The sequence below is a fragment of the Mitsuaria sp. 7 genome (assembly GCF_001653795.1).
Lineage (GTDB): Bacteria > Pseudomonadota > Gammaproteobacteria > Burkholderiales > Burkholderiaceae_C > Roseateles.
The window spans coordinates 990181-1013668 of sequence record NZ_CP011514.1; the positions used below are offsets into that span (position 1 = coordinate 990181).

General features: G+C 69.1%; 21 protein-coding genes. 10 read left to right on the forward strand and 11 right to left on the reverse strand.

Going from position 1 to position 23488, the window contains the following annotated elements:
* Window positions 1-52 precede the first annotated feature (52 nt).
* The 6 genes from pstC to phoR all read left to right on the forward strand — a co-directional run bounded on the left by pstC (window position 53) and on the right by phoR (window position 5656).
* A complete protein-coding gene (gene pstC, locus ABE85_RS04380; RefSeq protein ID WP_067270334.1) occupies window positions 53-1072 on the forward strand; it encodes a phosphate ABC transporter permease subunit PstC in 1020 nt (339 codons plus the stop codon).
* Complete coding sequence (gene pstA, locus ABE85_RS04385) at window positions 1069-1929, forward strand: phosphate ABC transporter permease PstA (RefSeq protein WP_067270337.1); 861 nt, start codon at window positions 1069-1071, stop codon at window positions 1927-1929. Before pstC ends, pstA begins: the two co-directional genes overlap by 4 nt.
* 41 nt (window positions 1930-1970) lie before the next feature.
* Window positions 1971-2756 carry a phosphate ABC transporter ATP-binding protein PstB gene (gene pstB / locus ABE85_RS04390; protein WP_067270340.1) on the forward strand — a complete coding sequence of 262 codons (786 nt, stop codon included), beginning with the start codon at window positions 1971-1973 and terminating at the stop codon, window positions 2754-2756.
* Between the two features lie 19 nt (window positions 2757-2775).
* On the forward strand, window positions 2776-3483 hold the full coding sequence (phoU, locus tag ABE85_RS04395; RefSeq protein ID WP_067270342.1) for a phosphate signaling complex protein PhoU: 708 nt from the start codon (window positions 2776-2778) through the stop codon (window positions 3481-3483).
* Between the two features lie 78 nt (window positions 3484-3561).
* Window positions 3562-4266 (forward strand): phosphate regulon transcriptional regulator PhoB, encoded by a 705-nt coding sequence (gene phoB, locus ABE85_RS04400; protein WP_067270346.1) that lies wholly within the window; start codon window positions 3562-3564, stop codon window positions 4264-4266.
* A 10-nt stretch (window positions 4267-4276) separates the two neighbouring features.
* Window positions 4277-5656, forward strand: coding sequence for a phosphate regulon sensor histidine kinase PhoR (gene phoR, locus ABE85_RS04405; RefSeq protein ID WP_067270348.1), 1380 nt, complete (start codon window positions 4277-4279; stop codon window positions 5654-5656).
* 241 nt (window positions 5657-5897) lie between these two features.
* On the opposite strand, the gene ABE85_RS04410 is transcribed toward phoR, so the two are convergent.
* The 4 genes from ABE85_RS04410 to trxA all read right to left on the reverse strand — a co-directional run bounded on the left by ABE85_RS04410 (window position 5898) and on the right by trxA (window position 9997).
* Entirely contained in the window at window positions 5898-7547 is a 1650-nt protein-coding gene (locus ABE85_RS04410; protein WP_067270351.1) for a hypothetical protein, read from the reverse strand.
* A gap of 211 nt (window positions 7548-7758) precedes the next feature.
* Window positions 7759-8028 carry a type B 50S ribosomal protein L31 gene (locus ABE85_RS04415; protein WP_067270354.1) on the reverse strand — a complete coding sequence of 90 codons (270 nt, stop codon included), beginning with the start codon at window positions 8026-8028 and terminating at the stop codon, window positions 7759-7761.
* Window positions 8029-8168: 140 nt separating this feature from the next.
* Window positions 8169-9431, reverse strand: a complete 1263-nt coding sequence (gene rho / locus ABE85_RS04420) for a transcription termination factor Rho (RefSeq protein WP_067270357.1) — start codon at window positions 9429-9431, stop codon at window positions 8169-8171.
* Window positions 9432-9667: 236 nt separating this feature from the next.
* Window positions 9668-9997 (reverse strand): thioredoxin TrxA, encoded by a 330-nt coding sequence (gene trxA / locus ABE85_RS04425; protein WP_067270361.1) that lies wholly within the window; start codon window positions 9995-9997, stop codon window positions 9668-9670.
* A gap of 262 nt (window positions 9998-10259) precedes the next feature.
* Between trxA and ABE85_RS04430 the strand changes: the two genes are divergently transcribed.
* Together ABE85_RS04430 and ABE85_RS04435 are read left to right on the forward strand one after the other, a co-directional pair.
* On the forward strand, window positions 10260-13028 hold the full coding sequence (locus ABE85_RS04430; RefSeq protein ID WP_067270364.1) for a PD-(D/E)XK nuclease family protein: 2769 nt from the start codon (window positions 10260-10262) through the stop codon (window positions 13026-13028).
* A complete protein-coding gene (locus ABE85_RS04435) occupies window positions 13025-16561 on the forward strand; it encodes an exodeoxyribonuclease V subunit beta (protein WP_067270368.1) in 3537 nt (1178 codons plus the stop codon). The genes ABE85_RS04430 and ABE85_RS04435 overlap by 4 nt, the downstream gene beginning before the upstream one ends.
* A 67-nt stretch (window positions 16562-16628) precedes the next feature.
* Here the strand turns inward: ABE85_RS04435 and ABE85_RS04440 are convergent, their stop codons facing one another.
* On the reverse strand, window positions 16629-17312 hold the full coding sequence (locus ABE85_RS04440) for a hypothetical protein (RefSeq protein ID WP_067270371.1): 684 nt from the start codon (window positions 17310-17312) through the stop codon (window positions 16629-16631).
* Between the two features lie 172 nt (window positions 17313-17484).
* On the opposite strand from ABE85_RS04440, the gene ABE85_RS04445 reads away from it, so the two are divergent.
* Window positions 17485-18177: a glutathione binding-like protein gene (locus ABE85_RS04445; RefSeq protein ID WP_067270374.1), complete on the forward strand. Its 693-nt coding sequence runs from the start codon at window positions 17485-17487 to the stop codon at window positions 18175-18177.
* A 17-nt stretch (window positions 18178-18194) separates the two neighbouring features.
* Here the strand turns inward: ABE85_RS04445 and ABE85_RS04450 are convergent, their stop codons facing one another.
* Both ABE85_RS04450 and ABE85_RS04455 read right to left on the reverse strand, forming a co-directional pair.
* Window positions 18195-18422: a hypothetical protein gene (locus ABE85_RS04450; RefSeq protein WP_067270377.1), complete on the reverse strand. Its 228-nt coding sequence runs from the start codon at window positions 18420-18422 to the stop codon at window positions 18195-18197.
* Window positions 18423-18495: 73 nt separating this feature from the next.
* Window positions 18496-19338, reverse strand: a complete 843-nt coding sequence (locus ABE85_RS04455; protein ID WP_067270380.1) for a PEP-CTERM sorting domain-containing protein — start codon at window positions 19336-19338, stop codon at window positions 18496-18498.
* Window positions 19339-19695: 357 nt separating this feature from the next.
* Between ABE85_RS04455 and ABE85_RS04460 the strand changes: the two genes are divergently transcribed.
* Window positions 19696-19953 (forward strand): hypothetical protein, encoded by a 258-nt coding sequence (locus ABE85_RS04460; RefSeq protein WP_067270383.1) that lies wholly within the window; start codon window positions 19696-19698, stop codon window positions 19951-19953.
* A 15-nt stretch (window positions 19954-19968) separates the two neighbouring features.
* On the opposite strand, the gene ABE85_RS04465 is transcribed toward ABE85_RS04460, so the two are convergent.
* The 4 genes from ABE85_RS04465 to ABE85_RS04480 all read right to left on the reverse strand — a co-directional run bounded on the left by ABE85_RS04465 (window position 19969) and on the right by ABE85_RS04480 (window position 23441).
* Entirely contained in the window at window positions 19969-20916 is a 948-nt protein-coding gene (locus ABE85_RS04465) for a PA2778 family cysteine peptidase (RefSeq protein ID WP_067270387.1), read from the reverse strand.
* A 7-nt stretch (window positions 20917-20923) separates the two neighbouring features.
* Window positions 20924-21406, reverse strand: coding sequence for a PA2779 family protein (locus ABE85_RS04470; protein WP_157521920.1), 483 nt, complete (start codon window positions 21404-21406; stop codon window positions 20924-20926).
* Between the two features lie 218 nt (window positions 21407-21624).
* Entirely contained in the window at window positions 21625-22464 is an 840-nt protein-coding gene (locus tag ABE85_RS04475; RefSeq protein WP_157521922.1) for a hypothetical protein, read from the reverse strand.
* 188 nt (window positions 22465-22652) lie between these two features.
* Window positions 22653-23441, reverse strand: coding sequence for a hypothetical protein (locus tag ABE85_RS04480; protein ID WP_067270393.1), 789 nt, complete (start codon window positions 23439-23441; stop codon window positions 22653-22655).
* Window positions 23442-23488: the final 47 nt, after the last annotated feature.

The following is a 23488-nucleotide window of genomic DNA, read 5'->3' on the forward strand; positions in this document are numbered from 1 at the left end:
CGGAGGAGGCGGGCGGCGCGCCAGAGATTCCAAACATTTCAGCGGAGGCCCCGTGGCCGCAATACTTCCAGCCAATTCCCTCGATCGAGGCCAGGAGCGCGCGAAGCCGGACGGCCGTCCGCCGCAGCGCCGCCGCGTCGCGCCCTGGGCCGACACGGTGTTCTCGCTGCTGACGCACGCCGCGGCCTGGGTCACGCTGGCGCTGCTGGTCGGCATCATCGGCTCGCTGCTGGTGGGCGCCGCGCCCGCGATCAAGCAGTTCGGCCTGGGCTTCCTCGTGTCGACGGACTGGGATCCGGTGCAGGAGAAGTTCGGCGGACTCGTGATGATCTACGGCACGCTGATGACCTCGTTCATCGCGCTGCTGATCGCCGTGCCGGTGAGCTTCGGCATCGCGCTGTTCCTGACGGAACTGGCCCCGGGCTGGCTGCGCCGCCCGCTGGGCATCGCGATCGAGCTGCTGGCCGCCGTGCCGTCCATCGTCTACGGCATGTGGGGCCTGTTCGTGTTCGGCCCGCTGCTGGCGACCTACGTGCAGACGCCGCTGCAGAACCTGCTCGGCGGCGTGCCGGTCCTGGGCGGCCTGGTCTCCGGCCCGCCGGTGGGTCTGGGCATCCTGTCGGCCGGCATCATCCTGGCCATCATGATCATCCCGTTCATCGCCTCGGTGATGCGTGACGTCTTCGAGGTCACGCCCGCGATGCTCAAGGAGTCCGCCTACGGCCTGGGCTCGACCACCTGGGAGGTGGTCTGGAAGGTCGTGCTCCCGTACACCAAGACCGGTGTCATCGGCGGCATCATGCTGGGCCTGGGGCGCGCGCTGGGCGAGACCATGGCGGTGACCTTCGTGATCGGCAACATGAACCAGCTGAGCTCGCTGTCGCTGTTCGAGGCCGCCAACACCATCACCTCGGTGCTGGCCAACGAGTTCGGCGAATCCGGTCCCGGCAGCCTGCATCAGGCCTCGCTGCTGTACCTGGCCCTGGTCCTGTTCTTCATCACCTTCGTGGTGCTGGCGTTCTCCAAGGTCCTGCTCAACAAGCTCAAGAAGAACGAAGGAACCCGCACATGAGCGCCACCACCGCCGACCGCATGGCGATGTACCACAAGCGGCGCCGGATCAACATCATCGCGCTGTCGCTGTCGCTCGCGGCGATGTCGATGGGCCTGATCTGGCTGATCTGGATCCTGTTCGAAACCATCACGCAGGGGATAGGCGGCCTGAACTGGGCCACCTTCACCCAGATGACGCCGCCGCCCAACACCGACGACGGCGGTCTGGCCAACGCGATCTTCGGTTCCGCGCTGATGGTGGCCCTGGCCACCCTCGTGGGCACGCCCATCGGGGTGCTGGCGGGGGTCTACCTGGCCGAGTACGGCCAGAAGACCTGGCTGGGCAACAGCGTCCGCTTCATCAACGACATCCTGCTGTCGGCCCCGTCGATCGTGATCGGCCTGTTCGTGTACAGCCTGATCGTGCTGCGCTTCAAGGGCTTCTCCGGCTGGGCCGGCGTGATGGCGCTGGCGCTGATCGTGATCCCGGTGGTGATCCGCACGACGGAGAACATGCTGAACCTGGTGCCCGGCGCGCTGCGCGAGGCTGCCTACGCGCTCGGCACGCCGAAGTGGAAGGTCATCATGACCGTGACGCTGAAGGCCGCCCGCGCCGGTGTCCTGACCGGCGTGCTGCTGGCCCTGGCCCGCGTCTCCGGCGAGACCGCGCCGCTGCTGCTGACCGCCTTCAACAACCGCTTCTGGTCGACCAACCTGTCCGGTCCGATGGCCAACCTGCCGAAGGTGATCTTCGACTTCGCCATGAGCCCGTACCAGAACTGGCAGAAGCTCGCTTGGGCGGCGGTGTTCATCATCACGATCGGCGTGCTGCTCCTGAACATCCTCGCGCGCTTCGCCTTCAAGCAGAAGCATTGAGCCGAACCCCGGTCCACGAATCCAACGAATCGAGAAACAACATGGACGTCAAAGTCGACATGCCGGTGACCGAGAAGGCGAAGCTCTCGGTGAAGAACCTGAACTTCTACTACGGCAGTTTCCACGCGCTGAAGAACATCAACCTGGACATCCCCGAGAACAAGGTGACCGCGTTCATCGGTCCGTCGGGTTGCGGCAAGTCCACGCTGCTGCGCACGCTGAACCGCATGTTCCAGCTCTATCCGGAGCAGCGCGCCGAAGGCCAGATCCTGCTGGACGGCGAGGACATCCTCACCAGCAAGGAAGACGTCTCGCTGATCCGCGCCAAGGTCGGCATGGTGTTCCAGAAGCCGACGCCGTTCCCGATGTCGATCTACGACAACATCGCCTTCGGCGTGCGCCTGTTCGAGACGCTGTCGCGCGTCGAGATGGACGAGCGCGTCGAATGGGCGCTGAAGAAGGCCGCGCTGTGGAACGAGGTCAAGGACAAGCTGAACCAGAGCGGTTCGGGCCTGTCGGGCGGCCAGCAGCAGCGCCTGTGCATCGCGCGCGGCATCGCCATCAAGCCGGAAGTCCTGCTGCTGGACGAACCTTGCTCGGCGCTGGACCCGATCTCGACCGGCAAGATCGAAGAGCTCATCCACGAGCTCAAGCACGACTACACGGTCGCGATCGTGACCCACAACATGCAGCAGGCCGCGCGCTGCTCGGACTACACGGCCTACATGTACCTGGGCGACCTGATCGAATTCGGACCGACCGCGGAGCTCTTCATGAAGCCCAAGCGCAAGGACACCGAGGACTACATCACCGGACGCTTCGGCTGATCAACAGGGAGCACACACCATGACCGACAAGCATCTCTCTACCCAATTCGACGCCGAGCTGAGCGGCATCTCCACGCGCGTCCTCGAGATGGGCGGCCTGGTGGAGTCGCAGGTGGCGCAGGCCGTCGAGGCGCTGGGCAGCTTCAGCGGCGACATCGCCAGCCACGTGCTCAAGCAGGAAGAGATCGTCAACACGATGGAGATCGAGATCGATCGCGACCTGTCGACGATCATCGCCCGCCGCCAGCCGACCGCGCGCGACCTGCGCCTGCTGATCGCCGTGTCCAAGACGATCGCCAACCTCGAGCGCGTCGGCGACGAAGCCGCCCGCATCGCCCGCACCGTGCAGCGCCTGATCAACACCGGCGTGTCGAGCCGGCTGCGCCTGCCGATGTCGGACCTGTCGTACGAAGCCGAGCTGGCCACGGCGCAGCTGCGCAAGGCGCTGGACGCGTTCGCGCGCCTGGACGTGGACCGCGCGCTGGAAGTGCTGAAGGCCGACGACCAGATCGACAAGGAGTTCGACGGCCTGATGCGCAAGCTCATCACCTACATGATGGAAGACCCGCGCACCATTTCGTCGTCGATCGATCTCGTGTTCGTCGCCAAGGCGATCGAGCGCGTCGGCGACCATGCCAAGAACCTGGCCGAAGTCATCATCTACGTGGTCAAGGGCACCGACGTCCGCCACAACTCGCCGGACGCCGTCGAGAACATGGTGCGCTGAGCACCGACTAGCGATCCACCCGTCCGGCCCGCCCGCCACGGGCGTCCCGGCGGGACCCAATAAGAGGAGTTACCCCGCATGAGTCGCATCCTGGTCGTCGAGGACGAATCCGCCATCGCCGAGCTGATCTCCATCAACCTGCGCCACGCCGGTTACGAGGTCACGCTGGCCGGCAATGCCGAGCAGGCGCAGCTGGAAGTGGACCGCGTGCTGCCCGATCTGGTCGTGCTCGACTGGATGTTGCCGGGCCAGACCGGCCTGGCGCTGGCGCGCCAGTGGCGCGGTGCCACCCGCACCCGCGAACTGCCCATCATTCTGCTGACGGCGCGCGCGGAAGAGGTCGACAAGGTGTCCGGGCTGGACGCCGGCGCGGACGACTACCTGACCAAGCCGTTCTCGACGAACGAGTTGCTGGCGCGCATCCGCGCAGTGCTGCGCCGCAAGGCGCCCGAGGCGCTGGACACGGCGGTCGAAGTCGGCGGTCTGGTGCTGGATCCCGGCACGCGCCGCGTCAGCCGCGAGGGCGTCGAGGTGAAGCTCGGCCCGACCGAGTTCCGCCTGCTGCACTTCTTCATGACGCATCCGGAGCGCGTGCACAGCCGCTCGCAGCTGCTGGACCGCGTCTGGGGCGACCACGTGTTCATCGAGGAACGCACCGTCGACGTCCACGTCAAGCGCCTGCGCGAGGCGCTCGAGAAGGTCAGTTGCGCGCGCATGATCGAAACCGTTCGTGGCGCCGGCTACCGGCTGACCCAGCAGAGCAGCAGCGCCCTGTCGGCCTGAGGACGCGTCCATGGCATGGATGTTGTCTCGCGTCCTGATGCTGGTGCTGGGCACCGGCGTCGCGGGCGGCTTGGGGTACTGGCTGGGCGAGTGGACGGGGATGCCGCATCTGGCCGCTGCGCTGGCCGCAGCGACAGCCGTCATCCTGATGGCGGTCTGGGACGCGGCCCGGGCGCACCGGCTCGTGCACTGGCTGCGCGGCGACCAGAACGACGACGCACCGCGCGTCGGCGGCCTGTGGGGCGAGATGGCCTACCGCGTCGAGCGCGGCCTGCGCGACCGCGAGCGCCGTTATGAGCGCGAACGGCAGCAGCTCGAGCAGTTCCTGCTCGCGATCGAAGCCTCGCCCAATGGCGTGATCCTGCTCGACGGCCAGGACCATATCCAATGGTGCAACGTGGTGGCCGGCGATCATTTCTCGCTGGACCCGCAACGCGACAAGCTGCAGCGCATCACCAACCTGGTCCGTTATCCGGCCTTCGTCTCCTATCTGCAGAACGGCAACTTCCAGCAGCCGCTGACGCTGACCAACACCCGCGCGAAGTCGACGCTGCAGGTGCTGGTGCGCGATTACGGCGTCGGCGGGGAGTCGCGCAAGCTGGTGCTGTCGCTGGACGTCACTGACCGCGAGCGCAACGAGGCGATGCGGCGCGATTTCGTCGCCAACGTCTCGCACGAGATCCGCACGCCGCTGACGGTGCTGGCAGGCTTCATCGAGACGATGGCCAGCCTGCAGTTGACGGAGGCCGAGCGCAAGCGGGTGCTGCATCTGATGCAGCAGCAGACGACACGCATGCAGACGCTGGTCGGCGACCTGCTGACGCTGGCGCAGCTCGAAGGCAGTCCGCGGCCGGGCGCGGATCACTGGATCTCGCTGGACCCGCTGTTGCAACGCATCGGCGCGGACGCACAGGCGTTGTCGAACGGGCGGCACGAACTCGTCTGCGAACGTCACACCGGCGTCGAGCTCGCGGGCGTCGAGACGGAGATCCTCAGCTCGATCGCCAACCTGGTGAGCAATGCGGTCCGCTACACCCCCGAGGGCGGTCGCATCGAACTGCACTGGCGCTGGCTGCCGGACAACGGTGGCGAGATCTCGGTGATCGACAACGGGCCAGGCATCGCGCGCGAGCACCTGCCTCGACTCACCGAACGCTTCTATCGCGTCGACGGCAGCCGCTCGCGCGACACCGGCGGCACAGGCCTGGGGCTGTCGATCGTCAAACACGTCGTCCAGCGTCATGGCGGTGAGCTGCGCATCGAGAGCGAGCCCGGGAAAGGCTCCAAGTTCAGACTGCTTTTCCCCGCGGCGCGTGTGCGACTGGTCGATGCGTCGGCCATGGGCGATGAAGCGGCACCGGCTGCGCTGGCAGGTGGCGACGATCTTTGAAGGCGCTTTGAGCGCTTGAGAAAGAATGGCTCCGTTCGCGGAGCCTTTCTGCTTTCGGGGGATCGGCGCGCTTGGCCGAGGGTGCATGGGGCCGCAGGCGTCAAGCGCCTGAACCCCAAGCACCCCCGTCCCTGAACCACCCAGGACTGCCACGGTCTGGGACCGAGGACTGAATCGGTTCGGAATCGGTTCGGAATCGGTTCCGAATCGGCTGTAGATCGGGGACGGCGGTGGGTCGCGTTCAGCGATCCTTCTGCATGACCAGGTAGGTGCCGAAACGGTCCGTCGGGCGGCGGACCACGCCGAGCACGCGCCAGCCGCTCGGGGGCATCGGCGTGTTCTCGGCCTGCACCGTGATCGCGATCGAGCAGCCTGTGCGATCAAGACCTTGTGTCGCGTCGACCTTCCAGTGGCCCTGGAACTCCAAGGCCGCCAAGGCATGGGTCGGCACGTTGGGGGCGGCGATGCACTCGACGTCCGCCGGCACATGCGCAGCGATGCGCTCGATCAGCGGCTTGTTGCTGCGCGCGTAGTTCAGGGTGTGCAGTCCCAGCGTCATCGCGAGCAGCCAAGCCAACGCCACGCCGCCGGCCGGCAGGGCCAGGCTCTTCCAGAGGGCGTGGCGATGGCGCGCGGTGCGCCAGCGCACCAGCCACAGCCAGGCCAGCGTGCCCAGCACGGCCGCCACGAAGGTCAGCAGGCTGAACTCCGGCTCGTAGCCCTGCGCGAGCTTGCGGACGTTGGCCAGCAGCTTCGCCGGCCAGCCGATCTGCAGCGCCATGTAGTAGAGCCACAGGAAGATGGCGCCGACGGTGAAGAAGAAGACCGAGAACCAGTCGAGGAGGGCGCTCGCGCTGCGCTGGAAGGTCGGCAGCGCGAAGCTGGCCAGCACCGCCAGCGGCGGCAGCGCGAGCAGCATGGCGCGGTCGTCGGCCCCCATCAGCAGGCTGGTGAGCAGGGGCACGAGCGAGGCCAGCAACGGGACCGACAGGTGGCGCCGCATGAGGTGCGAGCGCCAGCGCCACAGCGACCAGGCGGCCAGCGGCCACGCCGGCCAGCAGAACCAGCCCAGCAGGCGCAACCAGTCCAGGACGCTGCGTTCGCTGGCCTTCACGCGCCAGGCCCAGCCGTGCATCGGCCAGGCGACCAGCGCGGCGAGCACCATCGCGGCGAGGATCCAGGGCAGGAACTTGCGGGCGTCCTCGTAGGTGGAGCGGAAGCAGAGCCACAAGGCGCCGACGGCCAGCGCCAGCGCGACGGCGGGGGCGCCGCTGGTGGCAAGCACCGGCAGCGCCACCAGCATCGCCGTGCGGGCCTTCCCGGCACGGAAGGGCAGCGCCGCGAGGCTGTACACGAACAGCGTGATGCCGAGCAGCTGGAGGATCTCCGGCGTGATCTCGTGGCCCAGGCGCAGCAGGCCCAGGCTGGCGATCAGCGCCAGCAGGCAGCCGTCGGCCATGGCGCGGGCGTAGTCGACCGCATGGGCCTCGCCGCCGAAGGCGAAGGCCACCGGCTGTGCGGCCTCGGTGCGCGCCAGGTGCAGGCAGCTGTACCAGGCCAGCGCCAGCACGGCCGCGAGCATCAGGCCGAACGGGATCCGAGCCGCGACGGCGGGATCGAGGAAGGGGAGCAACTTGACGCCGAGCGCGCCCACCCAGTACGGCAGCAGTCCGCCGTCCGCGGGCAGGCCGGCGATGGCGGGCTGCAGCCACGGCGCGTGACCCTGCGCGATGCTGGCGATGAAGCCGAAGGCGGTGAGGTCGGCATTGCGCCAGGGATCGCGGCCGAACAGGCCGGGCAGCACGTAGGCGGCGCACAGCAGCAGCAGGGCCCAGCGCGGGATCGGGTGCGTGCTGCGCTCGGCCACGACGGCCGGGGTGGGCAGATTCATGCGCGTCTGTCTCGTTGTCGTTGTGGATGCCGGTGCGCATCATGCCGCAGCTTCACCGGCCTCAGAACGAGTCTCCTGACAGCGTCCGGTAAAGGCGGGCGAAGCCTTGTCCGTCGACCCGATCCGGCCTTGCGGACCGACCATGAAAAAAGGCAGCCGGAGTGGCTGCCTTCTTGCGGTGACCGGATCAGATCCGGTCGGGGCGGGCTGCTCAGGCCTTGGCGCCAGGGCGCAGGTTCGCAAACTTGTTGCGGAACTTCTCGACACGGCCGCCCAGGCTGTCGATGCTCTTTTGCGTGCCCGTGTAGAACGGGTGGGATTCGCTGGAGGTTTCCAGCTTGACCAGCGGCAGTTCGCGGCCGTCTTCCAGCTTGATCGATTCCTTCGTCTGCACCGTCGAGCGGATCACGAACTGGGAACCATTGGACTGGTCAACGAAGACCACGTCGCGATAGTTGGGGTGAATGCCTTCTTTGGCCATTTGAAAATCCTCGCTGCGGTGCCGCCAGCCACACTGCCCCTTGCAGCGCACTTGTCGACAGCGGAAAAACGCGGAGTATAGCGGAAATGAGAGAAGCCGCCCAGGGGCGGCTTCCGTGAAGTCCAGAGAGGGGGCCGGGATCAGCCGCCGCGTCTCATCATGTCGAAGAAATCGTGGTTGTTCTTCGAGGACTTCATCTTGTCGAGGATGAACTCCATCGCCTCGATCTCGTCCATCGGATAGAGCAGCTTGCGCAGGATCCAGGCCTTCTGGAGGATCTCCGGCTTGAGCAGCAGTTCCTCGCGGCGGGTGCCCGACTTGTTCAGCAGGATCGACGGGTAGACCCGCTTCTCGGCCATGCGACGGTCCAGATGGATTTCGCAGTTGCCGGTGCCCTTGAACTCTTCGTAGATCACCTCGTCCATCTTGGACCCGGTGTCCACCAGCGCGGTGCCGATGATGGTCAGCGAGCCGCCTTCCTCGATGTTGCGCGCGGCGCCGAAGAAGCGCTTGGGGCGCTGCAGGGCGTTCGCGTCCACACCGCCGGTCAGCACCTTGCCGGAGCTGGGCAGCACGTTGTTGTAGGCGCGGGCCAGGCGGGTGATCGAGTCCAGCAGAATGATCACGTCCTTGCGCAGTTCCACCAGACGCTTGGCGCGCTCGATGACCATTTCCGCGACCTGCACGTGGCGCGCGGCCGGTTCGTCGAAGGTGGAGCTGATGACCTCGCCGCGCACGGTGCGCTGCATCTCGGTCACTTCCTCGGGGCGTTCGTCCACCAGCAGCACCATCAGGTGGGCGTCGGGATAGTTGGCCGCGATCGAGTGCGCCAGATGCTGCATCATCATCGTCTTGCCCGACTTGGGCGGGGCGACGAGCAATGCGCGCTGGCCTTTGCCCAGGGGGGCGATCAGGTCGATGATCCGGCTGGTGATGTTGTCGTCGCCGCGGATGTCGCGTTCAAGCTTGAACTGCTCTTTCGGGAAGAGCGGCGTCAAGTTCTCGAACATGATCTTGTGCTTGGACTCCTCCGGCGTCAGGCCGTTGACGCGGTCCACCTTGACCAGCGCGAAGTAGCGCTCGCCGTCCTTGGGCACGCGCACTTCGCCTTCGACCATGTCGCCGGTGTGCAGGTTGAAGCGTCGGATCTGGCTCGGGGACAGGTAGATGTCGTCCGTCGAGGCCATGTAGCTGGCCTCGGGCGAGCGCAGGAAGCCGAAGCCGTCTGGAAGTACTTCCAGCACGCCGTCGCCGAACACCTGCTCGCCGGCCTTGGCGCGCTTTTTCATGATCGCGAACATCAGCTCCTGCTTGCGCAGACGGGCGACGTTGTCGATCTCCAGCTCTTCGCCCATCTGGATCAGGGCGGAGACGTGAAGCGCCTTCAGTTCAGAAAGATGCATGGGGGGTTTGACCCGGTCTGTCGTCCAGAGCCTGCCAAGGCCAGAGACACAAACAACGGCGAGCCCAAGGGACGCGCATCCGCGTTGCGGCGGACTTGAGGAAAGCGTGGAGACTTGGGCGCCGAGTCCACGCGCTCACCCGGAAGGTCGACGGCGTCCGGGGACGCCGTTTTGCCCGGGAGGGCGTGGTGGCAAGTTGTTCGCCGGAGCCGCTTGGGCCCCGACGAATGGAATCATTATAGGTTGGCGTCGAGGAAGGACGTCAACTGGGCCTTGGACAACGCGCCGACCTTGGTCGCGGCGAGCTGGCCGTCCTTGAACAGCATCAGCGTCGGGATGCCGCGGATGCCGAACTTGGCAGGCACTTCGCGGTTGTCGTCGACGTTCAGCTTGGCGATCTGCAGGCGGTCGCCGTAGTCCTTGGCGACCTCGTCCAGGATGGGGGCGATCATCTTGCAGGGGCCGCACCATTCGGCCCAGTAATCGACCAGCACGGGCTTGTCGGACTGGATGACGTCGCTGTCGAACGAGGCGTCGGAGATGTGTTTGATCTGTTCGCTGCTCATGGAGATGGTCCTTGCGTGATGTCCCTGCCGGGCGGATGCCTCGGTCGGGGCGGCCGGCCGGGCGACAATGCGTCGCCCCGAGGGCCCAGGGCTTGCAGGGTGAGACGATTCTCACACAAGCCCGGAAACCTCGGCCCGAGTAGGCGCTCCCTCGACATGACGGTGCGCAGGGCGCATCTCAAGGGGCAGGAGGCCTGGATTTCGCTATCGTGGCGATGCATTCGCTCTTCGGAGTGAATGCCGGGGGCCGCCACTGCTCGCAATGGCCCCGCCGCCGCCACGTTCCACCACCGTCACCGCCAGCATCACCGCCTTGTCGACCACGCCGCCGCCCTCGATGACGTCTCCGCCGCTGGGCGACCTGCCGCTGTCGCCGGTCGACTTTCCGTTGCAGCCGGCCCACACCAGCGCCGCCATCTGGGATGGCGTCGCGCGTCGGGCGTCCGATTGGCTGGAGGCTCACGGGCTGTCCGCCCGCGACGCGGTGCTGCTGCTGCCCTTCGCGCAGCATCTGAAGCCGGCCCGCGTGGCCTGGATGAAGCTGTCCCGCTGGCAGCCGCGCATCGAGACGACCCGGAGCCTGGCCTCGGCGCTCGGCCCGAGTCCGCTGCCCCACGCCCAGCAGATCACCGAGGACGCCGCCATCGATGCCCTGGCGGCTCGCACGCTGCTCAGCGGCCAGACCTGGGCCGAAGCCCTGCGCAAGGAAGATCCGCGCGCCTATGACGCGGCGGTGCAGCGCCTCGTCGAAGCCGCGCATGCGCTGGCCCGCGCCGCCGCGCTGCGTGATCCGGCGCTGCGAAGCGGGTTCTGGGAGCAGGGCCGCCAAGGGCTGGCGCAGCAGAGCGGCGTTGGACACCTGGAGCGTGCGCTGCTGGCAGTCGCGCTCGAATGGGCCGCGGCCGATCCGCGTGCGCCGGCGACTGATGCGCTCTTCGCGCTCCGCCCCAGCGCGTGGCTGCATCTGCAATGCGGGGGGCCGGATCCGCTTGCCGAGGCGCTGCTCGCGAGCGCGGACGCCGCCGGCATTCCCTGCCTGCGACTGAACGCCGATCTGCCGCTGGACGCCGCCTTCGACGGCGGCGCACCGGTCGGACGCATCGAACAGGCCGTGTGCGATGACTTCGAGGATCTGGCGCAATGCAGCGCCGCGTCCGTGCTCGATCACCTGCAGGCCGGTCGCGCGCCGGTCGCGTTGATCGCACAGGACCGGGTGCTGCTGCGCCGCGTGCGCGCGCTGCTGGAGCGCCAGGGCCTGGGCATCCAGGACGAGACGGGCTGGACCCTCGCGACGACCGCGCCGGCTGCGCAGCTGATGGCCATGCTGCGCGCCGCGCGCCGCGAGGCGACGGTCGACGACTGGCTGGCCTGGTTGAAGACACCGCTGGCCGCGTCGCTGCGGGAGAAGGGCGGCAGTGCCTCGTTGAGCGCACTGGAAGCGCACTGCCGCCGACGCGGCTGGTCCGTGCCGCAGGCGGTGCGCGCCGATCGTCTGCCCCAGGGCAGCGAGCGGCTCTGGGAGGCTGCGCGCGAGGCCCTGGTGCCGCTGCAGCTGCGCGGCGCGCAGCCGCTCGAAACGTGGATCGCCGCGCTGGGGCAGACGCTCCAGCAGCTGGGCGCCGACGAGCAGCTCAAGCGTCAGCCCGCCGGTGGCCCGCAAGTGCTGGAGGCCCTGTGGCTGAGCAAGACGCCGTGGCCGGGCTCCGGCCACGAAGCGGTCCTGCGAGGCGCGCAACTGGGCGCCTCCGAATTCGTCGACTGGGTGTCGCAGACGCTGGAGGCCGGCGAATACAAGCCGCCGCTCGAAGGCGGCCTGCAGATCATGATCACGCCGCTGGCGCGGACGATGCTGCGTCCGTTCGGCGCGATCGTGCTGCCGGGCGCGGACGCCGCGACGCTGGGGCCGGTCCCGCCGGGGCCGGTGCTGATCGGCGATACGTTCGCGCGCGAGATCGGCCTGCCGACCGTCGAAGGCAAGCGCCAGGCGCTGGCCTGGCAGTTCGCGCAGCTGCTGCGCGCGCCGGCGGTGACGCTGCTGCGTCGCGGGCATCTGGGCAGCGAGCCGCTGGCAGCGAGTCCGTTGGTGGATCGGCTCGATCTCGCGCTGCAGGCGGCGGGCCACGTGCTGCCGCATTGGCACGATCCGCGCATCGAGGCGAGCGTGCCTGCGGCGCATGTCGACCGTGCCGCCGCGCAGGCGCAAGGCCGCTTGCCGTCGACGTTGAGCGCCAGCGCGGTGGAGTCGCTGCGCCAGTGTCCGTACCAGTTCTTCGCCCGCGTGCTGCTGGGCCTGCGCGAAGCCGGCGAGCTCGATGTCCAGGCCGACAAGCGCGACTACGGTACGTGGCTGCATGCGGTGCTGCACCAGTTCCACACCGAACGCGTGGACGGCCGCGATCCGCAGCTCGACGACGAAGGCCGTCTGCAGCGGGCCGCACAGGACCAGATGCGCGAGCTCGGGCTGGCGCCGGCGGAGTTCCTGCCGTATTCGGCGAGCTTCGCGCGCTTCGTGCCGGCCTATCTCGGATGGCTCTCTGAGCGCGAAGCCGACGGCCAGCGCTTTGAGCGCGGCGAGGTCGACCGCCGCGTGCGCCCCTGGGCGGAGATCGAGCCCGCGCTGTCGGAGCTCGCGCTGCTCGGCCGCATCGACCGGATCGACGACGCGCCCCATGGGCAACTGCTCATCGACTACAAGACCGGCAGCCTCAAGGGCCTGAAGGACAAGGTCGCGAATCCGCTCGAAGACACACAGCTCGCCGTCTACGCCGTGCTCATGGACGCGGCGGATTCCGACGCTCCCGCGGCGCTCCACGCGCAATACCTGGCCCTCGACGACTCGAAAGGCATCGCCGAGATCGAGCATGAACACGTGAAAGAGACCGCGGCTGTGATGCTGGACGGCCTGCGCCAGGACCTGATGGCGATCCACGGCGGTGAGGCCTTGCCCGCGCTGGGCGAAGGCGTCGCCTGCGCCTACTGCGAGATGCGCGGCCTGTGCCGCCGCGACGATTGGGATGGAGCCGCGCCGTGACCGCGCCGACGAACGACACTCCGGCGAACGCCGCCGCCTACACGCTCGACGGCGCGCCGGTCGCGCGCGAGCGCTTCTACGAGCTCGCCTGCGATCCGGCGCGCAGTGTCGTCGTCGAGGCCTGCGCCGGCGCGGGCAAGACCTGGATGCTGGTCTCGCGCATCCTGCGCGCGCTGCTGGACGGGGCACGACCGCAGGACATCGTCGCGATCACCTTCACCCGCAAGGCCGCCGGCGAGATGCGCGCGCGCCTGAACGAATGGCTGCACGAATTCGCCCACTGCGACGACGCGGGTCGCGTGCTCGCCCTGCGCCAGCGCGGTCTGCCGCAGGCGCAGGCCGTCGAGCTCGCGCCGCGCCTGGCCACGCTGCAGCAGCGGCTGCTGCAGGACGCGCGTCCGGTGGAGATCCGCACCTTCCACGCCTGGTTCTCGCAGCTGCTGCGCGCCGCGCCGCTGGAGCTGCTGCGCGCGCAGGGCCTGTCGCCGGAGCTCCAGCTGCTCGAGGATGAAAGCGACCTGATGCCCGAGCTCTGGCAGCGATTCCACGCCGCCGTGCTCGAGGACGAAACGCTGCTGGCGATCTACCGCGACCTGAGCCTGATCCACGGCCGCAACAAGCTGCTGGACTGGCTGACCTCGGCCTTCGACAAGCGCGTGGAGCTGCGCCTCGCCCACCAGCACGGCCGGCTGATGGACAGCATGCCCACGGCGGCCGAGGTCGTGCCCGAGCTCGCCGCATTCGCCGATCCGATCGAGGCCTTCGCGCTGATGCGCGGCGAGCTGCAGGCGCTCGCGATCGAGTTCGGCCAGTCGACCAAGGTCACGCCGAAGAAATGCGCTACCGCGATCGAACAGGCGCTGCAGCGGGGCGACGCCGACGCGCTCGCCGGCGTGCGCCAGGCGCTGTTCACGGCGGAAGGATCGCTGCGCAAGAACCTGGGCGAATCGCCTGCGCTGTCCGCGGCGTCGGACCGGCTGCAGCGGCTGTTGCTCGCCATCGACCAGGACCGCGCCCGGCTGTGGCACCAGCAGATGTGCGCGCTGGCGCTGACGCTGCTGGACGCGTTCGACCGGCTCAAGCGCGAGCGCGGCATCGTCGACATGAACGACCTGGAACGCGGCGCGCTGGCCCTGCTCGGCGACGTGGACCTGTCGGGCTGGGTGCAGGAGCGGCTCGACAGCCAGGTCCGGCACCTGCTGATCGACGAGTTCCAGGACACCAGCCCGCTGCAGTGGCACGCGCTGCACGCGTGGCTGTCGGGCTACGTCGGCGCGGGCGGCGGCGCCAGCGGACAGCGGCCGCCGTCGGTGTTCATCGTCGGCGACCCGAAGCAGAGCATCTACCGTTTCCGCCGGGCCGAGCCGCGCGTCTTCGCCGCGGCGCGAGATTTCGTGCGCGAAGGGCTGGACGGCGTTCTGCTCGCGTGCGACCACACGCGGCGCAACTCGGTGCCTGTGCTGGCGGCGGTGAACGCCGTCTTCGAATCGGCGAGCCTGGCGCAGCAGTACAGCGGCTTCCGCCCGCACACGACGGAGTCCGGCGGCGGTGATCCGCTCGACGGTGTCTTCTTCATCGACGGCGACCAGGCCTCCGATGACGACGCCTCCGGGACGGATCGGGAAGAAGGCGTCTGGCGTCCGAGCCTGACCGAGCCGCGACGCGAGCCCGAGCTGCACCGCCGCGAGGCCGAGGCCGAGCGGATCGCCGCGTGCATCGGTGATCTGCTCGCGAAGGGCGAGGCGCAGCCCGGCGAGATCTTCGTGCTGGCGCGCAAGCGCGAGGGGCTGCGCGTGCTGGCGCAGATCCTCAAGGGGAAGGGCATCGCGCATGCGGCGCCCGAGGACATGGCGCTGCTCGATGCGCCCGATGTGCGGGATCTGCTGGCGCTGCTCGACGCCTTGGCGTCGAGCGGGCATCAGCTGTCGCTGGCGCATGCCTTGCGCAGTCCGCTGTTCGGTGCGAGCGAGGCCGACCTGCTGTGGCTGGCCGCCGAATCGCGCTCGGTGAAATGGCTCGGTCAGGAGCAGCCTCCCGCAGTCAAAGAACCAACGCAGTCAGCGAGTGCTGCAGGACCGGAATGGGGCTTGGGGGTCCAGGAGGGATCCCCCATGCCCCGTGCAGGGCCCGCTGAGCCGGGACAGGTGGGCGACCTCCCGCCGGCCGACCCACCTGCGGACCCGCCGCAGCCTGAAGCGCCGACGACCCGCTCCTGGTGGGAGGTCTTGCTCCAGGCCGACCAGGAGGCCTTGAGCGAGCCGCTGCGCCGCGCGCAGGGCCTGCTGTCGCGCTGGGCGTCGACGGCCGTGCTGCGCAGCCCGCACGACCTGCTCGACGCGATCGTGCACGAGGGCGACCTGATGGTGCGCCTGGCCGCCGCGGTGCCGGCCAGCGAGCGGCGCGCGCGCCTGCATGCGGTGGAGGCGCTGCTCGCGCTGGCGCTGGAGCTGGACGGAGGGCGTTATGCGGGCCTCTACGGATTCGTCCGCGCATTGAAGAGCCGCGCGCTGAAGCTGGCGGCGCCAGCCGAGCCTGATGCCGTGCAACTGCTGACGGTGCACGGCGCGAAGGGATTGGAGGCGAAGGTCGTGATCCTGATGGACGCGGAGGCCGGCCCGGCGCGCTCGGAGAGCATGGCGCTGGCGATCTCCTGGCCCGTGCAGGAGGCCGTGCCGCGGACGGTGGCCTTCCTCGTGTCGGAGGCCAAGCCGCCGCCGTCGCTGCAGGCCCTGCTCGACGACGAGAAGGACCAGCGCCAGCGCGAGGAGCTCAACGCGCTGTACGTCGCGATGACGCGTGCGCGGCACCGGCTGCTGCTGAGCCGCACCCCCGCGAAACGCCAGAGTTCATCGGGCACCTGGTGGACGCGCGTGCAGCCGCACGCCGACGCGATGGCGGTGCCCGAGCTTCTCGATGACGCCTGTGCGCCGGACGAGGACGTCGCGCGGCTCAAGCTGCTGCCGCGCGTCGAGCCGATCCCGGCGGAGGTGGCGGACGCCAGCGCCGATGTCGGCCAGAGCCCCGACGAGGTCGACGACAGCGCCGCGCTCGGCGAGGCGCTGCACCGCGTGCTCGAATGGCACAGCGGGCCGCAGGGCGGCGCGCATGCGCTGGAGCGGCTGATGGCGGCCGCGGCGCAGATGTACGGTCTCGACGCGCGCCGCACCGAGCGCCTGGAGCGCAGCGTGCGCGCGATCCTCGGCAGCGGGGACTGCGGGCCGTTCTTCGACGCCGCCGCGCTCGACTGGCACGGCAACGAGGTGCCGCTCAGCTGGAACGGCCACGACATGCGGCTGGACCGGCTGGTCAGCCGCCGCGACGGCGCGGGCGTGCGCACGTGGTGGGTGCTCGACTACAAGCTGCACCCGGCGCCGCAGCGCAATCCCGAGTACATCCAGCAGCTGTGGCGCTACCGCGAGGCCGTGATGGCGCTGCAGCCCGGCGAGCCGGTGCGCTGCGCCTTCATCACCGGGCAGGGCCGGCTGATCGATTGCACGGAAGCGGTGGCCGGCTCGGCCGATCTCTTCGCCTAGTGCTCTCCCTCTCCCGCTTGCGGGAGAGGGCAGGGGTGAGGGCCAGCGGCGGTGGCAGTGCGCCAGCTCAGGCTGGCGAGCCGTAATCCCCTTCGGACGGCCGGCTGTGCCAGGCCACCGACGTGGTTGTCGGCCATGGCCCCCCATCGCCCAGCCGCTGGTGCACCGCCTGCGCGCTGGCCGCCGCGGCTTCCAGCACGCGTGCCAGCGCCTGGAACTCCGGCAGCGACGGCTCCGGCATCGAGGTGCGCAGGTACACGTTGCCCCGCAGGCTCAGCAGCACGAAGGGTCTGCCTTCCACCAGCACGTCCTGCGTCGCCTGGCCCAGCCGCTCGGACAGGTCCTTGTCCAGCCAGGCCATCACCAGCTCCCGGTTGATGCCCACCGCGCCGAAGCGCTGCCGCACGAGCTTGGACTCCATCTGCGAGTGCTTGGGGAACATCACCAGCCAGCGCATCTCCTCGGGCGTGTCCGTGTCCACGCGCGTGCGCAGCGTGTCGGTGTAGGCCTCGAAGACGCTGCTCTCCAGACGCTCCATCAGCTTGCGCTCGATGAGCATCATCTGCATGTCGGGGTTGATCTTGAGCTCGCAGCGCATGCGCAGCTCGTAGCCGTCGATGTAGCTGCGCTGCGAAGGCCCCCACTCGATGCGGGTGAGGCCGGGCAGCGTGCGGGGCAGGTCGATGACGAAGCCGCGGCCGTCGCGGGCCTGGCGCAGCTGGCCGCCGCGTTCCGAGGCCCATTCGCTCAAGGGACGCCACCGGGCCGCATTGGCACGGGCGGCGAACCACTGTTTGATTTGTTTGATTACCATGAGGCGGGACGATGCGCGCAGGGCCCGAGGTCCGTGCAATGAGGTGTCGACCGGAGTGTCGACTGGAGTGTCGACGAACAGGGCCTCGCGCCCGAACGGAGAACGCTTGATGATCGAAGTGTATTCATGGCCCACGCCCAATGGCCACAAGGTGCACATCATGCTGGAAGAGTGCCGCCTGCCTTACCGGGTGATTCCCGTGGACATCGGCGCCGGCGACCAGTTCGATGCGAAATTCCTGGCCATCAGTCCCAACAACAAGATCCCCGCGATCGTCGATCCCGACGGGCCGGACGGGCAGCCGATCTCGCTGTTCGAGTCCGGCGCGATCCTGCTCTACCTGGCCGGCAAGACCGGGCAGTTCCTGCCGCCGGACACGCGCGGGCGCTACGAGGCGCTGGAGTGGCTGATGTTCCAGATGGGCGGCGTCGGGCCCATGCTGGGCCAGACGCATCACTTCCGGATGTACGCCCCCGAGAAGATCGAGTACGCCATCGACCGCTACACCAACGAGGCCAAGCGCCTCTACGGCGTGATCGACCGCCGGCTGGCGCATGCCAAGTACATCGCGGGGTCCGCGTACGGCATCGCCGACATGGCGATCTTCCCGTGGCTGCGCGGGGCCAAGAACCAGGGCGTGGAGATGTCGGACCACCCGCACCTGAAGGGCTGGTTCGACGAGATCGCCAAGCGGCCCGCGGTGCTCCGCGCCGTCGAGGTGCTGGCCGAGAAGCGACGCCCGCTGGTCGACGACAAGGCGCGCGAAGTGCTGTTCGGAAAAACGCAGTACGAGCGGCGCTGACGTCCCCCGCGACGGGGTCAGATCTTGCCCAGCCGCGCGCGGTCGCCCAGCTCGGTGAGCCAGCGGCGGCCGTCCTCGCGGATGGCCGTCGCCAGGCCCTTGTCCTGCAGGCGCTGCTGCATCTCCTCGCTGACCGGCATGCCGCCGGGCGATTGCGGAAGGAAGTAGAGCGCGGCGCGCTCGTCCTCGGTGATCACCAGATCGGCGGGTGGGACGGGGAAGCTGAAGGTCGGCGGCGTGGACATGCGACGCAGTATCCCTCAGGGGCCGCGTCCGTCCGGCGTCGGCGCCCTGAAGTCGGTGCCCTGACCTCGGCGCTCAGGCCGCGGCCTGGACCGCGCGCGTGCGACGGCGGCCCGCCACGCCTGCCGCCAGTGCGGCGATGCCCAGCAGCGCCAGCGATCCCGGCTCCGGCAGCTCGCCCGCGGCGAAGGCCAGGGAATTGGCCATCAGCAGCGCGCCGTCGCTGGCCGGATTCCAGCCGCCGGGCGACGCGTCGCTGGACGTGGGGAAGATGTTCAGCCCGACGACCACGCCGTTGTGGTCCATGCGGTAACCCGCCAGCGCCTGCCCGTTGCTCCACTGGGCGACGACCTCGGCGCCGGCCTTGGCCGTGAGGCGGTAGCACAGCGCGGACATGCCGCCGTTGAAGCTGGCGATGTCGTGCATCAGCGGGCTGTCCGAGCGGATCACCTGGCCCAGGCCGCCGCAGGAGTTCTGGTTGTTGCTGGTGTTGAAGACGTCGTAGTTGCCCGTGATGAAGCGGCCCTGCATGCCCTTGAAGGCGGCGGTCGCGTGCGACAGGCCGGCTTCGACGACGCCGCCGCCCTGGTCCACGTAGTCCGCCAGCACGTTGCCCAACTGCAGGGCGCTGGCGAAGGGCACGGTGGCGCTTTCGTTGTAGACCAGCACGGCGTCGTAGGCCGTCAGCATCGCCAGCGTGGGCGTGCCGGTGGCCACGTTGAAGACGTCGACCACGCCGCTGACCACGCCGGTGGCCGCGATCTTCGACTGCACGTCGGCCAGGCCGCCGGCCTGCGCGGGCGCGCCGAGGATCAGCACCGAAGCCTGGGCGGCGAAGGCGGTCGCGCAGAGCGCGGTCGCGGCCAGGGCAGAACGGAAAACGGGAAGGAGGGCGGGAAGGAGGGTCGAGCGCTTCATCGGGGGTTCTCTCTCTCTGACTGTCGTTCTTGTGTTCGTCGGCGGGAGGCCGGGAAACGGCAGGGGGAAGCAACATCCAAGCCACGGGCCGCCAATCCCCGGTGCCTCAAGGACTTGCGCGGGTTGTCCCTGGAGAATGGGTCAGCGGATGTAATGAAATCCGACACTGCCGGCGTGGAAGTTGCTTCGCGGATCGCCCACGCGGGCGGGCGGCGGGCTCCCTTGTAATGCGGGGGTAAAACACCGTCGGCGCGCGTGGCGTCCGGCGACGGTTGGAGGGAAACTTGCCCAGGCGTGAAGGTGAGGCCTGCTTGTCAGCGGGCCGCAACTCTGCTTTACAACGCAAAAGGAGTCCGCATGTCAGCCAAGCCAGACCACACCGACGCCGTCGGGGGCGTCGAGAGTCACAACGGACGCTGGTTCGTCCGCGAAGTCGTCGGCGAGGCGCCGCCGTTCCGGGCCCGCTACCTGGTGATCGCCGCGCATCCCGCGCCCGGCGGCAAGCCGGAGCTGAACGGCTACTGGCACGACCTGGAACGCAGCTTCGACACCTGGAGCTATGCGGCCGATGCGGCGCTGGAAGCGGCGCAGCGGACGATCGATTTCAGGCCCTGAGGATTCCCTGAGGAATCACATCCCCGCGGTGATCTTCTTCTGCAGCGCCTTGTACTGGTCCACGCGGGGACCGCCGAGCGCCACCGCGCGCTCGATCGCGAGCGAGGCCTTGTAGCGCTGGCCCTGCTCCAGCAGCACCTGCGCCAGGTTGTTCCAGCCTTCGGGCAGATCGGGACGGACGTCCGTGAGCCGCGCGTAGTGCTGGGCCGCGGCGCGGCGATCCTTCGCGGCGTAGGCGGTGTTGCCGGCACCGAGCAGCAGCACGGCCTCGCCGGGCCAGCGCGTCAGCGCGGCCGTGTAGCCCTTGCGCGCCGCGGGGGCGTCGAGGCGCTCGAGCGCCGCCAGCGCGGCGCCGGTCCGCGCGCCGTCCAGCGAAGCCGGCAGCAGATCGGGCGGCAGCGTCGTCATCGCCCAGTAGTCGCCGCGCGCCCAGGTGCGCTCGAAGACGGGCAGCTCGACTTCCTGCCGCGCGGTCTTGCCGCTGTGCAGCAGGATCGTCCGGCGTTGCTTGTCGTAGCCGACGGCGAGCGCGTAGTGCCACACCGGCGCGATATCCAGCGACAGGTTCTGGAACACGATCACCGGATGCCCGGCGGCGACCTCGGCCAGCAACGCGTCCAGCCGCGGCGGCAGCACGTAGGCCGGCAGCCCCTGGCGGCGCGTCGCGACCAGCATCTCCGTCTGCAGCGAGCCCTTGCGGCCCGGCAGGAAGACCTGCGGCTTCAACTGCTCGATCGTCGCGGACTTGCCCGCCGTGCGCAGCAGCATCGCGAGCGCGGCCGGACCGCACTCGTAGTCGTCCTGCGCGATGAAGGGCGTCTTCGCGGACAGGTCCACGCGCGCCGGCAGGTCGGCGGGCCATTGACGTTCCAGCGCCTGCAACTGCGGCGGCGTGCTCGCGCAGCCGCCGAGCAGCAGCGCGAGCGCCAGCGCCGGTGCGGCGAGTGGGCTCAGCCTCGGCATCGGGACCTCAGCGGATCGATCGCGTGAACGGGAAGACCTTGGTGAAGCCCAGGATGTCGGTGATCAGCAGGATCACGAACACGGTGAAGATGATGCCCAGCACGTCGCCACCGGCGGGCGCTTCGGCGATGCGGCCGTCGAGCGCGCGGATCTCGTCGTCGGACATCGCGTCCACGCGCGACTGCGCGGCGGCGGCGTCGACGCCTTCCTTGACCATCGCCCGACGCACGTCCTCGCGGGCGAAGAAGGCGTTGACGCGCACGCGGCTGTCGGCGGCCGTCCCGACGGTCGCCGCCGGCTGCACCAGCGCCTCGGTCGGCACGACCTGAGCGCTCGCGTGCATCGGCAGCGCCATCAGCGTGCAGGAGGCGATCAGCGTGGACGCGATCGCGCGCTTGGCCAGCGAGGGGCGCGTCGCGTGGACGGCAGCCGTGACGCCAGCGCGGGTGTCGATGGCAACGGCTTGGAAAGCTTGTTCTTGTCGGTTCATGGTCGGACCTGGAGGGGAAGGTGCCGAAATCCTAGGTCCGCCTGCGAAGCTGTTACAAGTTCGATTACCGAGCGTCACATCGGATGCACATCCGGGCTGATGCGATACCCGGTTGCGTCGGAAGAACGTGTTAGGAAAGGCCCGCGCGACGGGGGGTTCAACCTGGTAGCGCATCTGCTTTGGGAGCAGAGGGTCGCGAGTCAGCGCTGCAATGCGCCTCAGCGATCGCAGTGCTGGCCGCTGGCGCTGCGCAGGATCCAGCGCTCGGCCTTGCGCGACAGCAGCGCGGTGGAACTCAGCGTGCCCAGATCGCAGGTGGTCGCGTCGACCTCGGCGAACTGCGCGAGCTCGACGGTGTCCGCATCGCGCCAGCGCATGAAGCGGAAGCTGATCGCCGTCTGATCAGTGGTGGGCTGGAAGCGGTAGCGCTCGACCAGGCGACCGTCCTCGAGGCTCCACAGGACGACGCCGTTGAACTCGACGCCTGGCGACGCGTGCGTCACGACGAGGTAGCGGCCGTCCGGCGACGGGTTGACGTTGCCGTGCATCTCGTAGCGGGTGCCGTCGGCGCGGGAGATCCACAGCAGCTCGCTGCCGGCGGTCAGCGTCGCGCGCACGACGTAGAACTGGCCATCGGGCGACAGGCCGTCGAGGCGGAAGTCGATGGAGGACGCCGCAGGATCGGCAGGGTCGGATCGCTGGCTGTCGAGGACCACCGGGCGGCCCTTGGCGACGGGCAGCCACAGGCGCAGATCGTCGCGGCGAGCCGCCACGCCGAGCCGGCGCAGCACCTCGGCTTCGGCCTGGGCGCGGAACTGCTCGTCGGAGTCTTCTTCCACGACGGGGTTGCCCGCGGTCGCGGACGAGGGCGCGAACAGCATGCCGCGCGGCGCGAGTCCGACCGAAGCGACAGGGCGGGGCGGCGCGGGCCAGGCGTTGGAAGAGGCCTCGGCGGCGAGTGCCGACAGCACCAGCGCAGCCGTGATGGCGACGCGCAATGCAAGGCCGAAGCGGAGGGAAGGATTGGCTGCCTGAACGGCGGGCGAGGCGGACAACATCGGACGGAACGGCGGGCGCGCGTGGAACGGAGGGCTAGGCGCCGCAGTCTAAAAGCGCTCCGTTCGCTGTCCCACACAACTTACGCCTGGTGACAAGGCCTGCCCCCGGCGGGGTCAGGCCTTGAGTGTGAGGGCGTGGATGTCGTCGCGTCGCGTGGCGACGTGTCGGGTCGCGTCGCCCTGGCGCGTCAGCGCTTGCAGCGCGGCGTCGTGACGTCCTTGAGCGTCCAGTTGTCGCCCTCGCGCGTGAGCACGACCAGCGCCTCCTCCATCGCATCGCGGCAGGTCAGGGGATCGCCCAGCGTGGTGCGCTCGAGTTCGATGGTCCGGTTGTCCTTCCAGCGCATGAAGCGGTAGAGCGCGAAGCGATCGCCGGGCTCATGCCGGAACTTCTCGACCAGCCGGCTCGACGCGCGCTCCCAGATCAGGATGCCGTTGAAGTCCGCCGCCTCGGAGGCGCTGACGACCGCGAGCAGGCTGCCGTCCGGCGAGGCCTTGGGCGTGGCGCGCAGCCGGTAGCGCTCGCCGTCCTGGCGCGAGACCCAGATGACGTCGCTGCTCTCGTAGTAGGTCGCGCGGACGATGAAGAACTCGCGGTCCGGCGACAGGCCGTCGAAGCGGTAGTCCTCGTAGGCGGCTTCGCTGTGGCCGCTGGCGTTGGGCCAGACGCTGTCGAAGATCTCCGGCCGGCCGGACACCGTCGGCAGCACCAGCCGCGAGCCGGTGCGCTTGATCAGGTCGTGCCGGCCCGCCGTGTTGGCCTTGCGGATGGCGTCCGCCTCGGCCTTGGCACGGAAGGCTTCGTCGGAGGCTTCATTGCCGGCTGCCTGGCCCGGGTCCGCTTCCGGTCGCGCGCGCTGCAGGTCCTTCGTGAAGTCGCCCTTGGGCGCGATGCCGGAGGGCTTGGGCAGCGGCGGCGGCTTGTAGGGCTGCTGCTGCGCGGACGCGGAACCGGCCGCCGTCAGGACGGCCAGCACGGCCAGCCCGAGAGGGGCAACGGAACGGGCGACAGAGCGGGCGACCG